The organism is Ktedonobacter racemifer DSM 44963 (assembly GCF_000178855.1).
GTDB classification, from domain to species: Bacteria; Chloroflexota; Ktedonobacteria; order Ktedonobacterales; family Ktedonobacteraceae; genus Ktedonobacter; species Ktedonobacter racemifer.
The window spans coordinates 2,261,008-2,275,484 of sequence record NZ_ADVG01000004.1; the positions used below are offsets into that span (position 1 = coordinate 2,261,008).

The window sequence follows — 14,477 nt, forward strand, 5'->3', positions numbered from 1 at the left end:
TATATCGCCCTTTGAAAGCGGAACCTCCCCTCAAATATGACAGAAGTATATCATACACAGCTCGATGCCGTGGAAAGAACATGTTTCGGTCAGAAAAAGGAGGAAGAGAGAATGGAGAATTTCTTTATGGCTCATCAAGAATTGCAGCGCACCCTCACGCTGTGGGATGGCGTGGCTCTTGCACTTGGGTCAATCGCTGGCTCTGGTATTCTGTACTTACCGTCACTGACCTATGTTCTTGCTGGTCATGACGTCCTGTTGGTGTGGCTGGGTGGAACGCTGCTTTGCGTGCCCATGCTGTTTATGTTCACCGATATGGTGCGACTCATTCCCAACGGAAGCGGCATTGAGGGCTTCATCGCTCGTGGCCTGGGTTCACATGTCGCTGCAACCGTTCCGCCGCTGTTTCTCTCAATTGTGGTGCTCGGCATTCCTGCGGGCGTCCTGATTGCGGGCTCGTACCTCAGCTCCGCCATCGGAGGGGGAATGGTCATACAGTTCGTGGGCGCATTGGCCATCCTGGTCGTGGCCATGACCACCAACCTTCTCGGTGCAGCAGTAGGAGCGCACGTTCAGCGGAAGGTGAGCTGGGCATTACTCCTGGTTGTGGTTGCCCTCTGTGCCCTCACCTATCCGCAGATAGACCATGGATATCGTGCTGTGTTCCCAGCAGTGAGTGCTCCTGAGCCTCTCTTATCTGGGATAGTGGTGGCTTTCTGGGCCTATGCTGGTTTCGAGAATCTGACGTTCATCGCTGGCGAATTCCGCAATCCCCGTCGCGACTTTCCGCTTGCCATGATGGCAGCTTTTCTTGTCTGTGGGGGGTTGTCTGTCGCATTGACCGTGATGATTGCTGCACTCATTCCGCGTAATCGAGTCAGTGATTTCAGCGGACTCTTGCAGCTTGCTGAACGTCTCACCCCAGCCTGGCTCGCTACCGGTATCATTGTTGCCTTCGCGCTCACCATCATGCAACTCAACACAGCGAGCTGGCTCTGGGGGATGTCACGGCTCCTCTACACCTCTGCTCGCACCAAACGATTGCCAGGCTGGTTCGCTCATCTTGATAGCCAAGGGCTTCCAAGGCGTGCAATCCTGGTCCTGGGCATGGTGTTTGTGGTCATGACAGGGATAACTGCTGTCTTTCCCAATGTGCTCGTCAGTGTTCTCACCGTGGCAAGTTCTGTCTTCCTGTTTCTCTACCTGCTCTGTCTCGTGTCCTACATGCGTGTCACCCGGAACGCTGGCAAACGTCTTGTCTATGCGGTGTTCTTCGTGTTCCTCTGCGCTACGCTGGCGAGCGTTGGCCTGAAGATTCTCTACCCCATTGCCATCTTCCTCCTGGCTTTATTGACATCGATCGTGCGGGAGCGACGGGGGATCTCGCATTTGCGCAAAGAAGAAGAGAAGGTGTGCCAGTAACAGAGGTGTGCTATTCGACGGCGCAGTCTCATTTTTTCTCCGAAGAGACGACATGAACAGTATCGAACAAGCATCCGTCACATGCACTTACGCTTCGTTTCAAGACGCCCAGTTAGCCAGGTGACCACGGATTTTCTGGAATGGCTGTGTGAGCAGGTCCAGGCGCAAGACAAGCACATGCTCGTGTTGATTTGGGATAACGTCTCCTGGCACGTGAGTAAGCGGGTCAAAACCTGGCTACGCCAGCACAATCAGACAGTGCTGCAAGAGACTCAAATCGGCAAACGTGGTGTACGCATCATCCCGTGCTGGCTGCCTACCAAAAGTCCCTGGCTCAATCGGATTGAGCCAAAGTGGATCCACGGCAAGCGAGCGATTGTCGAACCTGCTCAGTTTTTGACCGCTCAAGAGCTCAGGCAGCGGGTCTGTGGCTACTTTGGCTGTGAACTGGCCGAGCTCCTTACAGAGAACGGCCCAGAAAGCCCCGCTTTTTCTAAGGCGGGGATGAATGGGCGTTCCTTTCGGGCTGGTTGGGTGGAGGGGAAGCATCACTCTTCTTTCGTACTGTGTTCTCCACAAGATGAAGAAAGATCATCGTCTTCTCTTGTTTCACGCTTGCGCGCGAAACTCCTTTCAGTCAGAGCGCCGGATCCGGTATCCTTCTCTTCGACCTAACGTAATCGCACGGAGTTGCTTCTCACGAATCCATTTCCGAACGGTACGTCGTCGAGTTACCGGAAGAAGCCTGCCCAACTGGAATAGCTGTGTAGACATGTGAACGTGTGGAAAGACACGAGGGACGGGCAGCCGTCCCCTCTCTTTCTCAAGAGATACTCTGCATCGGAAGGCAAAGCACGTCATGAAGCGAGCCCGCGACACCGACCTTTCTTCTTGAACTCCCTCTCCAAGTCGATTGGAGCCAGGAACGCCAGGTACGTGCGCACCTGGAAGCGGCTCGGTGCCTCTACAACGCTCTGCTTGCTGAAGCCATGAAGCGGCTCCGGTGCATGCGCAATGATCCTGCATGGAACAAGGCGCGGGCTCTCCCACACTCGCACAAACAGAAACGCGCTCAGGCTTTTTCTGCCTTACGCACAAAATACCACTTCTCGGAATATGAGATGCACGAGTATGCCAAGCGTGCCCGTGTCTCCTGGATCGTCGACCACATTGATAGCACCATGGCTCAAACCCTTGCGACTCGCGCCTATCAGGCGGTCAATCGGGTCTGTGTTGGGAAAGCCAAACGAGTACGCTTCCGCAGCAAGGGACGTGGCATTGATAGCGTGGAGGGCAAACGCAACGACGCCGGCATGCGCTTCGTGCTGGACCCCAATGCGGGAGACGGTGGCTTCTTGATCTGGAACCAAGAGGTCATTCCGGCGATCATCGACTGGCACGATCCCGTGATCCAGCATGGTATGCGCCACAAGATCAAATATGTCCGCCTGGTCCGCCGCAAGGCTTCCTCGCCATCCGCTCAAGGGGCCGATCACGATGGCAACCGCTATGCGCGTCCAGCTCATCTTAGAGGGTCACGCACTCATCAAGAAAAAGCATGTGCAGACCGGAACCGACACGATTGGTCTGGATATCGGCCCCTCCAGCCTTGCCATTGTGCCGCGCGAGGGCAAAGCCGATCTGGTCACGTTCTGCGAGGAATTAACCCCGAACGCCCGAAGAAAGCGGCGCATCCAACGGAAAATGGACCGGCAACGCCGTGCCAACAATCCAGAAAACTACGATGAGCAAGGCCGGGTGAAGTCGGGCAAACGCCTGCGTTGGAAGGAGAGCAAGCGGTACCAGGCGACCAGGAGACAACACGCCAATGCTGAGCGCAGACTCGCCGCACACCGCAAGAGTCTGCATGGCAATCTGGCTCATCGCATCGCTTCGGTGGGGAACACGATCACCATAGAGAAAACCTCGTTCAAAGGATGGCAGAAGCAGTATGGTCGGAGCATCGGACTTCGCGCACCAGGGATGTTTCTAGGGCATTTGACTCGCATAGTTGCAAAAACTGGCGGCACCCTGCACGAAGCCTCAGCCTACCAGACCAGACTCTCTCAGTACTGCCAGAAGTCGGGGCAGTATCACAAGAAGCCAAGATCAGAGCGCTGGCACCAATGTCCTTGCAGATTCGGGCCGGTGCAGCGTGATCTCTACTCGGCATTCTTGCTTTCCTACCTGGAACCGCAGCAAACGATCCCCTCTCTCACCCAGCCTGTCTGGGAAGGTGCGGAGCCGCGCCTGCAAGCCGTGATGGAGGAGCTTCAACAACGTGCAAATGAGGGGCAGCACTTGCCCCGAAGCATGGGCTTAGTGGCTCGACGCAAAAGCGGAGCTGCCCGTGCCGGAGCGCGTCGGCTGAAAAGTCCTGCCTATCTCCACCAAGAGCCGGTTTCTCCTTCGGGAGAGGCCGGAAACGGTGGGTGAGGAACAGGAACCTCCGTGCATGTATGCCGGAGAGGCCTCAGACAAAAGGTCTCTTGATTATGCACTAAGTGCCTATCCGAATAACCTGGCAGTGCTTTCAGTTCAGCTTCTCTCTTTCTCTTGAAACTGCTGAGCAGCAGCCTGCATTTCTCCCCAGTGATCATCTGTCCAGTGACAGATGGCATACAACGGCTCAAGGAGAGTGAAACCCAGTGGGGTTAAGGCATATTCAACTTTGGGTGGAACAACTGGATACACCGTCCGTGCGACCAGACCATAGCATTCTAATTTTCTCAGCGTCTGGATTAACATTTTCTGTGAAATGCCCTCGATCATCCGTTGCAAATCGCTCAGTCGTCTCGCTTCCTTCTTAAGAGCAAAAACGACCAGAATCGTCCACTTCCCCGAAACTAATTCTAACCCCTGACTTGTTCCTTCAACCGCATTGAACTGGCCCGCCACCCTCTTTTCCAGCGTCTGTCGGTCCTTTGCCATGCTCTTCCTCCAAAATTTACTTTTAAGTAAGTATACCACCTTTTTGTTCGTACTTCACAAAAAAGCAGTACTCTGTTACAGTTCTGTCTGTCAAACCCAGGAGGGGTTGTGGCAAAGAGAAAGAATGCAATGCCTCTACAGAAAAGGCATACACTGTCTCTTTCAAGAAATGCAAATGAAACGTCAGCAATGCAGTATGAAAGATACTGGAGGTTTTCCCTATGCAGATTGCAAATATTCCCCATCCCCTGGCGATTACGATGTGGGATTTCTCCTGGCTTGAGCGTCGCTGGCCAGGAGCGGGATACGAAGATTGGGATTTGATCCTGGATGAGTTAAAGGAGCGGGGCTACGACGCTGTGCGCATCGATCCTTATCCCCATCTGTTAGCCATTGACCCCCAGAAGGAGTGGGAGCTTCTGCCGGTCTGGAACCAGCAGGCATGGGGAAGTCCTGCTCTCAACCGGGTCATCATTCAGCCGGCGCTCAACCAATTCCTTGCGAAGTGCAAAGCAAGAGAGATCAAGGTGGCGCTCTCAAGCTGGTTTAGACAGGACCGTGATGATATGCGCATGTTGCTCAAAACACCACAAGACCTGGGGCGAGTCTGGCGACATACGCTGGATAGCATTTCAGATGCAGGATTGTTCAGCACCATTCTCTATGTCGATCTCTGCAATGAATTTCCCTCGCGCTGGTGGGCCCCTTTTTTCGCTCCCCAGGCTGAGGCGAAGGCGAAGGTCGCCCGCGATACATCTGATGGCAGGCGCTGGATGCATGACTCTATCGCAGTGGTACGGACAGCGTATCCTGAGCTGGAGTATAGCTTTTCATTTATTTCTGAGATCGATAGCCAGCAAGATGTTTCTTTTCTTGATTTTTTAGAATTACACCTGTTCATGACTATGTGGAGTGATTTCGATGAACAGGTGGGCTATACCTATGAATTTGACGATTCGCAGGGATACGCAAATCTGGTGCAAAAAGGAGAAGTGCTCTATCGCTCCGAGCCAGAAAGATGGAAGAGAGCATTGAGCCACGGCATCGAACTGGCTGCGGAATGGTCGCGTCATGCACAGAAGCCGTTGATCACCACTGAGTGCTGGGGAGTCATCAACTACAAAGACTGGCCATTGCTCAATTGGGAGTGGGTGAAAGAACTGTGCGAGTACGGAGTGAGACAAGCTTCTGCAACGGGACAATGGGTAGCCATGGCCACCAGCAGTTTTTGTGGTCCACAATTTGTCGGGATGTGGCGTGATATAGACTGGCATCGTCGTTTGACGGATGTCATCCATCGCGGACCTCTCAAGGTGGAAGCTAAGAAGTGGCACAAGGAGAAATGAAGGAGCAGGCACCGAAGCCACGAAGTCGGAAACGCACGCCAAATAATTGCACAACGACAGCCTTTCGGATTTCCGATGAATTGTGGGCGATTTTACAGAGAACGTGGCGAGAAAGCCCCGGTCATTTGATGCCTGTCTCTTATACACATTTAACAATGGCAAAAGGGAGGCAGCATCAGATGCGAGACGGGAAGCTTGAGCTTACACATCTCTGTTTGTCAGCTCTTCTTTCCCAGACAGCTTTTTCAGCCGCGTTGCCAAACCCACGCGATGCGCAACGAGTGTGACCGGTAGCCAATCGGGGTAGAAATATGCCTCCTTGAAAAGAAAACACACAACGCTTCTCAACAAGGAGGGATACATGACCAGTATCGCCAATGGTTCGGTAAAAATCCAGACGACGTCGGAGCCCAACTTCTCGACCCCGTCCTGGTTTGGCGAAGTGGTGGTGATCAGCCGCTATCTGCGCCAGCACGAGGTCCTGAGCAAGATTAACGAGCAGGTGCGCTTTACGCGGAAGCGTTTTGGCCGCTACGAGGTGATCGATTTTCTCGCGGTCCTCTTCGGGTATGCGATCAGCGGCGAACGCGCCCTGGAGGAGTTTTACGAAAGCCTCCAGCCCTTTGCGATCCCTTTCATGACGCTCTTTGAGCGTGATCGGTTGCCTTCTCGTTCGGCGCTCTCGCGTTTTTTAGCGGCGTTGACGGAGGCACCCGTCGAAGCACTGCGTGCGCTTTTTCTCGCTGATCTGCTCGCACGGCCACTCACCCCTGGCAAGCAAACGGGAGGGCTGGTAGATCGAGCCGGGAAGACATGGATCGTGTTCGACATTGATGGGACGCGAGAGGCCGCCCGCCAACGCGCCTTACCCCAGACCGATGAACTTCCCCCGCCCTTTCGTCGGTTAGATGACGTCTGCGCGCCTGGCTACCGGGGCCGCAAACGAGGGGAAGTCGTCAGGACACAGACAACAGTATCGCAGGCGCATAGTTATCAATGGCTCGGCAGTTTCGGGAATCGAGGGAACGGGCGCTATCGGGAAGAATTGCGCAAGGGGTGTGCCTCCATTGGCCGGTACCTAACAGCGTATCACCTCGACGCTTCGCGCACGCTCCTGAGGTTGGATGGGCAATATGGCAATGGGGCGGTGCTCACCGATGTGGCCGGGTTCTCGTTTGTGACCCGCGGCAAAGACTATCACCTGCTCGACCACCCACTGATTCAGGCGCGGTTGCACTTGCCTCCCGATCAATTCCAGCAGCGCCCGGAAAGCCAGATGGTGCGCAGCCTCTACGATTGTCCACAGATCCCGGTGGGACCCGAGGGCGTGTCCTACCGAGTGGTCGTGGCCACGCATCCTGCAGGGAAGAAGAAGAGTCCCGTTGGGGTCACACGCACAGGCATGGTCTACGAACTGTTCTTCACGAACCTGCCACAACACGCCTTCACTGCCTGCGATGTGGTCGAGCTGTACATGCACCGTGGTGCCTTTGAGCCCATCTTAGCAGACGAAGGCAGACCAGGACCCCGACCGGTGGTGCAGTCATTCGGCCTGGGGACAAGAAGCCTGGCAGTGTGTGGCTCAATGGGTCTGGAACCTGCGTTTGGAACTAGGCCATCACCTTCATCCCGATCCGGTTCGTACGACCGAGTTTGCGCCTGCTCTCCCGCCTCCCTCAGCACACATGCCCCCTTCCTCCGGGTATGCTCCTCCAGAGGTGGGCTCTGCATGGAAGGCCGGTCGCTTCTCGGGCCGCGATTTCACGCTCCACCCAGATGGGACACTTCGCTGTCCAGCCAACCAGGAGCTTCATATCCAGGAACAGCGCCGAGAAGCCGACAGCAGCCTGCGCATCGTGTACGGGGCCAGCATTCGCAGTTGCCGGTCCTGTCCGTTGCGCGAGCAGTGTCAATGGCAGGGGCATGCCACGAAGAAGCCGCGCCAGGTCAGCCTGCTGCTTCATCCGCTGGCCGTTGGTCCCGCACCACTGCTCTGGCGGGATTGGAGCCGCAGAGAGCATCGGCGTGCCTGCCTGCAGCTCGTGTGTCACCAACACATCGAGATGTCCATCCCCCCGCAAGCTCCGGTCGCTTCGCCTCCCACTGCGGAAGTGGTCCTTTCTCGTGCCGAGCGAGCACACACTCGTCTCTGCTGGAAAGCGCGTCTGGCTCGCAATGCGCGCAGCCAAGCCACTGGCCAGATCACCATCACACTGTTCGGCGTTCCAGAGGGGTTGGCCACCTTCCTTCGCCTGGCCTCAGCGTCACAGGAAAGCATGCAAGCCTAGGGTTTTGATGGATGAGTGAGCAACGACTGGCGCCGGGCTCCATTGGAGCTGCTCAACTCAGGAAGAACGCTTTCAACGCAGGAGCAAGGACGTCGTCAGCCGGGCCGTGGTCCTGACCTGCCAGGAGACGGTGCTGAGCATTGGGCAGGATGCCCACGAGCGTTTGCGTTCCGTGGTGGAAAAACGCCGGGCTCGCTCCTCCGACCATGACCAGTGTGGGCACGGTAACAGAGGCCCGCTTCCTGAGGGTCGCGGGATTGCCGCTCATGGTCTCTCCCATGATAGTGCCGTCGTAGGGGAGCGTATGCGCTACCGCCTCTAACTGTGACCGCATTGGCCCATTTCGCATCTGGGCAACGAGTTCAGCAGGAACGCGCATCGCATCGATCAGGAAGTACTCAATCGCCTCGCCCCGACGATCTGCCGCGAGCAGGGCGTTGAGATGCTCGACGTAATCCTGCGGGATCGGGGGACGGCTCTGGTCGACAATGAATGGGGGTTCGTACAGCGCCAGCTTCTCGATCTTGCCTCCGAGCAGGCGCGCAGCCTCCAGGGCCAGAACTGCGCCGGAGGACCCACCAAAGACGCACGCCGATCCGCCAGCCTCGGCGATTAAGGCGTCGATGTCCTCGACCTCGCGCTCAACTGCGTAAGGTGCTCTGTCCCCGCTGTCGCCTCGGCCACGCCGGTCGTAGGCGAACACGGTGAAATGTGGTGCCAGGGCTCTCGCCAGCCCTGCTTCATCCAGGCGAGTCCCCATCGCACCAATCACCAGGATGAGCGCTGGTCCCTGGCCTGACTGATCGAACGCGATGGAGGTGCCATCTTTGGAAATGACTGTTCTCATACTGGTTCCTCTCAGGTGGACTACCTTCTGCTTCTCTTTTGCTTCGAGAAACAGTGTACCACCCTGGACCGAAAAAACTTCTCCTGGCTTGCTTTTTACAGCCGGAGAGATTGGGCTGAGAGCTAATGGCTCAATTTTTCTGAAGAGTGCTCCAGCACTCTTGTGTTGACCAGGGATGGTGTGACGATTTAGTCCCGTCAATCAGCTCGTTGCGCAAGTCGTGGGAATATGGACCCTACAATATACCAGATATACCTATATGCGCATGCGTGTATAGTGACCTATAGGAGTGATTGTCTATATCTTTACCATTGCTAACTCATCTTAAGCATAGGGCAAGAGGAAAGAAAGAGAGAGGCTGCGAGCATGTCACAGAGCGCCACAAATACTTATGACATCGAGGTACTGGTTGTAGGTGCGGGACCAACCGGCATGGTAATGGCGAGCGAGTTAAAGCGTCATGGAATGCAGTGTAGGATTATTGACCGCCTCCCCCAGCCATCGCACACGTCAAAGGCACTGAGTATTCATGCCAGAACGCTTGAACTCTTTGAGAAAATGGGCCTGACCAATAGCTTTTTGGCCGAAGGCGTAAAGGTGAAAGCCATGAACATCTATGGCGATAAGCATCACCGTATCGCCCAGATAAATATGCAGCATGTTCCCAGCCGTTATCCCTTCATGCTCTGCCTGCCACAATGGGAGACAGAAAATATACTCAATGAGCATCTCACGCGGCAGGAGATTAAAGTCGAGCGTGCAGTTGAGCTTACTGAATTGCAACAGACAGGAAACGGCGTGGATGTCGTACTGGAACATGCTAATGGGCAACGTGAGCAGTTGCGCACGCGCTGGCTGATTGGCTGCGATGGCCCTCATAGCACCGTGCGACATCTGCTAGGGTTCGACTTTAAGGGCTCGACCTTCGAGCAGTCCTTCGCACTCGCCGATGTTCACATGGGTAGCTATCTACCCGTTCACCAGGCGTCCTTCTTCTGGCAGGAAGGAGACTTCATAGGTTGCCTCCCAATACCACATGAACAGTACCGCATCATTATCGGGTATAAACCGGGAACCGAACCGAAAGGCGATGTAACGTTGGAGGAGGTGCAGCGCATACTTGAGAAGTGTGGTATGACCGATGTCAGAGTGCATGACGCTGTCTGGTCTTCGCGCTTTCAAGTCAATCAGCGCAAAGTGCATCACTACCGGCAGGGCTCTGTATTAATGGCGGGAGACGCCTGCCATATCCATTCGCCCATCGCTGGCCAGGGCATGAATACAGGCATTCAAGATGCCTTCAACCTGGCATGGAAGCTGGCGCTGGTCAGTCAAGAGAAGGCGCAACCACACTTGCTCGATAGCTATGAGGCTGAGCGTGAACGCTTTGGCCGCCTGCTTCTACGAGGAACGAACTTCTTCTCACGCCTTGCGCTTTCGCAGGGTGCACTCCCCTCACGCCTGCGTGATAGCGTCGCGCCCCTGGTCATTAGCAGCAAAATCGCGAGCAAGCGGATTGCAACGCTTATCTCACAGGTAGCCGCGTCATACCGCCGTAGTCCAATTGTCAGTGAATACCAGGAGGGAAATCTCTTTGGGGCGCTCAGGGAGCGGCAGCGTATGCCGATTGGGCATCATGCCGGTGAGCGAGCGCCGGATATGGTTGTTTATCTTGGCAAGACGCCTATGCGTTTACATATGCTTTGCCTGGGAACGCGCCATGTCCTTTTCTTCTTTGCGCACCAGCATGACCCCGAACGAAGCTTACAAGAATGGGAGGAGATGAATGCTATACTCAAACGCAGGCATAGCGACCTGGTGGATGCATTTCTCATTCTTCCTCGCCCACCAGAATCAAGCGATAGTGAGCGCACGCACATCATCTATGACGAAAACGCGGCCATTTATAAGGAGTACGGCATCACCGATGATGGATTAGTACTGGTACGACCCGATGGCTATATCGGCTTCCTTTCTCGTCCTGCCTCCCTTGGGCGGTTAGGGGCCTATCTCGATAGCATCTTTGTGGTCTCGCCGATTCCTACGCCCATCACAGTTACTCCCGGTAGAGCAGAGCACAAAGAGGTAAGCCAATAACTCCATCGCTCTTTGCTACATCTGTGCTTCAACTCTATCTGAGGTTCGGCTAGGATCTCTGCGAAAACCGATCACAGCGCCTACTTATTTTAGAGCAAGTTGGTAGTAAGCGCGACGAGTAGACAGATTTTAGGGTGAAGAGTGATCAATCGGTGTATGATGTTGCGTCATCGTGGCTCTCCCCAGCTTTTGATGAAAAGCTCAACAAGGCAGAGATGCTAAACTGGAAGGATGAAAACAGTATCAGTATTGAGCGCAAAAGATCAGATTGAGAAGGTAATCAAGCTCTTGATACCTGTCCCAGAGAAGCTTGAAATACATGAACTGCTGATCACATCAGAGGAACTGACACTGGTGCTGGCCTCGTTACAAAGCCTGGCGTCTTGTCCTGTGTGTGGGCAGGAAACTCGGCGTCTTCATAGCACCTACATGCGTACACTGCAAGATCTGCCTTGGGGATCGTTGCGCCTGCAACTCCATGTGCAGGTCCATCGCTTTTTTTTGCCAGAATCCCGACTGTAAGCGGAAAATTTTTACGGAACGGCTCCCGGAACTGGTGGAACCTTTTGCTCGTCGAACGAACCGATTGCGAGATGCCTTGCTCACAATCGCATGGGCATTAGGTGGAGAGGCTGGGGCTAAGCAATGTGCAGCTCATGCCATGCCTATCTGTGCCTCTAACCTGCTTTCTCTGCTCCGTCGTCAGGGGGTGAGCACTGCTCCGACTCCTCGAGTTCTTGGCGTCGATGATTGGTCTTTTCGCAGACTGCAAGCTGGAACACTGCTTGTTGATCTGGAGCACCATCGACCTGTGGATGTGCTGCTGGGCAGTGATGAGGAGGTTTTTGCCTCTTGGCTACGTGAGCATCCAGACGTAGAGGTCATAAGCCGTGATCGTGGGGCCAGTTATCAGAAGGGAGCCATGAAAGGAGCACCTCAAGCCAAACAAGTGCTTGACCGCTGGCATTTAGGCAAAAATCTGCGGGAAGTCCTGCAAAAGGCGCTTGCTCGGCAGATGGATGCGCTCCAGCAAGCAGGTGAGGAGGTCAAAGAGAGCAAGCAGGACCAGCCTACCGCTCCTGCCCAGCTCGCTCAAGCAGGGGCGAAACAACGCAAGTCACCGCGTCGCAAAGCGCCTTCTCCCAGTCCCCAACGCGCTTGGCAATTGGCCCTCTATCAACGGGTGCACGAACTGGCCGCCGAGGGGAAACCACAACGGGAAATAGCTGCCAGTTTGCAAGTCCAGCGGCAGACCGTGCGCAAATATCTGCGCATGCCTCAGTTTGTCGATCGACGCCATAGCCCGTCTCCATCCCAAGTCGAACCGTATCGAGCCTATCTGCAGCAGCGTTGGGAACAAGGGGAGGTCATGATCAAAGCGCTCTGGCAAGAGATCCAACAGCAAGGCTTTACAGGCAGCTACGGCAGTCTCCGGAACTTTCTCCATACCTGGCCTCTTCCGCAGGAAATGGTTGCCAGTCCTTCATCTCCTTTCGTTGCTCCAATTGCTCAGCGCGCATCGACAACCCGCACTCCCAGGCAAGCAACGCGGTTGCTCTTGTGCGAACCGGAAGAACTCCGAGAAACGGACATTGCCTACCGACAAGCTCTCTTTCGTTTGGCTCCATCTCTGGAGAACCTCTCTACCTTGGGGAAAGAGTTTCTCCAGATGATCAAGAAGCGTGACGACCAGATGTTCTTTCCTTGGTTAAAGAGGGCGAAAGCGAGTCCTTGCGAGGAAATACGTCGCTTTGCTCTGGGTCTAGAAAACGAAGCTGATGCGGCTCTCGCCGCCCTGACGGAGCCATGGAGTACGGGGCCAGTGGAAGGACACATCACCCGGCTCAAACTGCTCAAACGACAGATGTATGGGCGAGCCAACATTGACTTGCTCCGCTTGCGCGTCTTGCATGTTGCTTGAGCGCAATTTCAATGGAACCGATGGGATCAGGCTTGGCTCTGCATCGGTCGGCTTGTGTTGCTTTCCGCCTCACAGGAAACCTGATGGTCTTCTGTGAGAGTGATGGGGGGCACTACCCGCCACTACCCGCACAACTTCTGCAATGACAGGAGGAAGAGAACATCCCCGCACATCCCCAAGAAACAGTTGGAAGCCCTTTCACCTTTTTTCGCTCTTTCCTTGCACTTCTTCACCGTTCCTTCTTAACGCTACAATACTCGGCTCATCAAAAGTTGGGGAGAGCCGGAACTGGGACTCCCATCGTCCTGTATCTTCCAGGAGGCGCCCCCCATGGATGATAGGAGAGGAGGCTACGTGGCGACCGCGCACCTGCTCGACCTGGGGCACCGTCGCATTGGCTGCATTACTGCCCCTATGACATCATCGCCAGGCATCGAGCGCCTTCGCGGCTTTCAGTCCGCTCTGGCGGACTGGGGCGTGGAGTTTGACAAAAATCTGGCCGTTGAGGCAAGCTTTGATTATGCCAGTGGCCCGAAAGCGGTCGAGCAATTACTCAAAAACAATTTCAGCAACCCACCAACCGCTATCTTTGTACACCAGGACCTTAGCGCCATTGGCGCAATCACGGCACTCAAACGGGCGGGATTACGTGTACCAGAAGACGTGGCTGTCATCGGCTATGATGGTCTCGAAATCGCATCCCTCTATGATCCCGCGCTAAGCACTATTATCCAACCCGTCTATCAAATGGGTGTGCACGCTATGACGCAGTTGCTCGATAAGCTTGAAGGTAAGGCAACCGCCGAACTAGAAAAGTTAGATTGTACGCTCGTTGTACGCAAATCCACAGTCGCTACTTTAGAGCAGGAACGATACAGCCGCCCCATCGCCACTGGCACGCCGTGGCGAGACTGGGACATCGCAACAAAATAAACAACCTATAACTTTGAATAGCATTTTTTGATGCAATGTAGGCGCTTTGCTAACGGTCTACATGATGACTAGTCGTCCCGTCATGCCTTCGAATAGTAACGCGCCCGGCTGTCCTATAGTTGTCGTGGGGGGACATGATAGGGTGTAGGGCAAGGTAGATCGAAGGAGCGTGAGCGTCATGACACCGAGACAACTGCAAGGATTTGTCTCCATACGGAACAGAGGGCGTGCAATATACTTTGACTGCAGAATATACGCATGTCATAAGGACAGTAGTTACCTTTTAGGTTAGACAATGCCTGACGCAACTGACATATATCTCGTAGAAACTTGTCTGTAAAGCTTTTGAACTACTATCCTGTGATTTTAGCCATATTCTGGCAACGTCTGTGAAGGATATCCAAACATTTTGACAATCCGCAGACTCTTTAGCCCAGAAGGCAATTTATAGCAAACAAGCTATAAATTGATTTGTAGCATATGTTGGCAGCAATTCTGATTTGTGAAGCAACTCGTGGCAGCGCGTTGTCAATTGCTCACATCTCCCGAAATGGAGATCGTTCGTTGAGATTTGCGGCCACAATATGGATAACAGTGCCAGAATATGATTCAAAAGCTCTTCCGTAACTGCCAGAATATGGTTCACAGGCGCATTTGGAGTCGAAAATAACTCCAAAGAGTTTGTACCGACG

At 54.5% G+C, this 14,477-nt stretch carries 10 protein-coding genes and 1 pseudogene; 9 read left to right on the forward strand and 2 right to left on the reverse strand.

From position 1 onward, the window contains the following. Window positions 1-111: 111 nt before the first annotated feature. The 3 genes and pseudogenes from KRAC_RS51615 to KRAC_RS68080 all read left to right on the forward strand — a co-directional run. The gene (locus KRAC_RS51615; protein WP_007920968.1) at window positions 112-1,422 is read left to right on the forward strand and encodes an APC family permease; all 1,311 of its coding nucleotides are present in this window, start codon (window positions 112-114) and stop codon (window positions 1,420-1,422) included. Between the two features lie 120 nt (window positions 1,423-1,542). Then, on the forward strand, window positions 1,543-2,097 hold the full coding sequence (locus KRAC_RS77500) for a transposase (RefSeq protein ID WP_244422554.1): 555 nt from the start codon (window positions 1,543-1,545) through the stop codon (window positions 2,095-2,097). A gap of 200 nt (window positions 2,098-2,297) precedes the next feature. Then, window positions 2,298-3,858 (forward strand): annotated as a pseudogene (locus tag KRAC_RS68080) (nuclease/transposase family protein); the annotation flags it as partial. A gap of 102 nt (window positions 3,859-3,960) precedes the next feature. Here the strand turns inward: KRAC_RS68080 and KRAC_RS51635 are convergent. Beyond that, window positions 3,961-4,353, reverse strand: a complete 393-nt coding sequence (locus KRAC_RS51635) for a winged helix-turn-helix transcriptional regulator (protein WP_007920979.1) — start codon at window positions 4,351-4,353, stop codon at window positions 3,961-3,963. A gap of 221 nt (window positions 4,354-4,574) precedes the next feature. Between KRAC_RS51635 and KRAC_RS51640 the strand changes: the two genes are divergently transcribed. After that, complete coding sequence (locus KRAC_RS51640; protein ID WP_007920981.1) at window positions 4,575-5,699, forward strand: cellulase-like family protein; 1,125 nt, start codon at window positions 4,575-4,577, stop codon at window positions 5,697-5,699. Window positions 5,700-6,060: 361 nt separating this feature from the next. Then, window positions 6,061-7,995, forward strand: coding sequence for a hypothetical protein (locus KRAC_RS51645; protein ID WP_007920985.1), 1,935 nt, complete (start codon window positions 6,061-6,063; stop codon window positions 7,993-7,995). A 44-nt stretch (window positions 7,996-8,039) separates the two neighbouring features. Here KRAC_RS51645 and KRAC_RS51650 read toward each other — a convergent pair whose 3' ends face one another. Further along, window positions 8,040-8,834, reverse strand: a complete 795-nt coding sequence (locus tag KRAC_RS51650; RefSeq protein WP_007920987.1) for an alpha/beta fold hydrolase — start codon at window positions 8,832-8,834, stop codon at window positions 8,040-8,042. Window positions 8,835-9,200: 366 nt separating this feature from the next. Here KRAC_RS51650 and KRAC_RS51655 point away from each other — a divergent pair, with 366 nt between their 5' ends. The 4 genes from KRAC_RS51655 to KRAC_RS51670 all read left to right on the forward strand — a co-directional run bounded on the left by KRAC_RS51655 (window position 9,201) and on the right by KRAC_RS51670 (window position 13,785). Continuing rightward, entirely contained in the window at window positions 9,201-10,931 is a 1,731-nt protein-coding gene (locus KRAC_RS51655) for an FAD-dependent monooxygenase (RefSeq protein WP_007920989.1), read from the forward strand. Between the two features lie 231 nt (window positions 10,932-11,162). After that, entirely contained in the window at window positions 11,163-11,453 is a 291-nt protein-coding gene (locus KRAC_RS77505; RefSeq protein ID WP_244422555.1) for a transposase family protein, read from the forward strand. Next, entirely contained in the window at window positions 11,410-12,852 is a 1,443-nt protein-coding gene (locus KRAC_RS51665) for an ISL3 family transposase (protein WP_244422556.1), read from the forward strand. Before KRAC_RS77505 ends, KRAC_RS51665 begins: the two co-directional genes overlap by 44 nt. Before the next feature lie 330 nt (window positions 12,853-13,182). Next, entirely contained in the window at window positions 13,183-13,785 is a 603-nt protein-coding gene (locus KRAC_RS51670) for a substrate-binding domain-containing protein (RefSeq protein ID WP_052569301.1), read from the forward strand. Window positions 13,786-14,477: the final 692 nt, after the last annotated feature.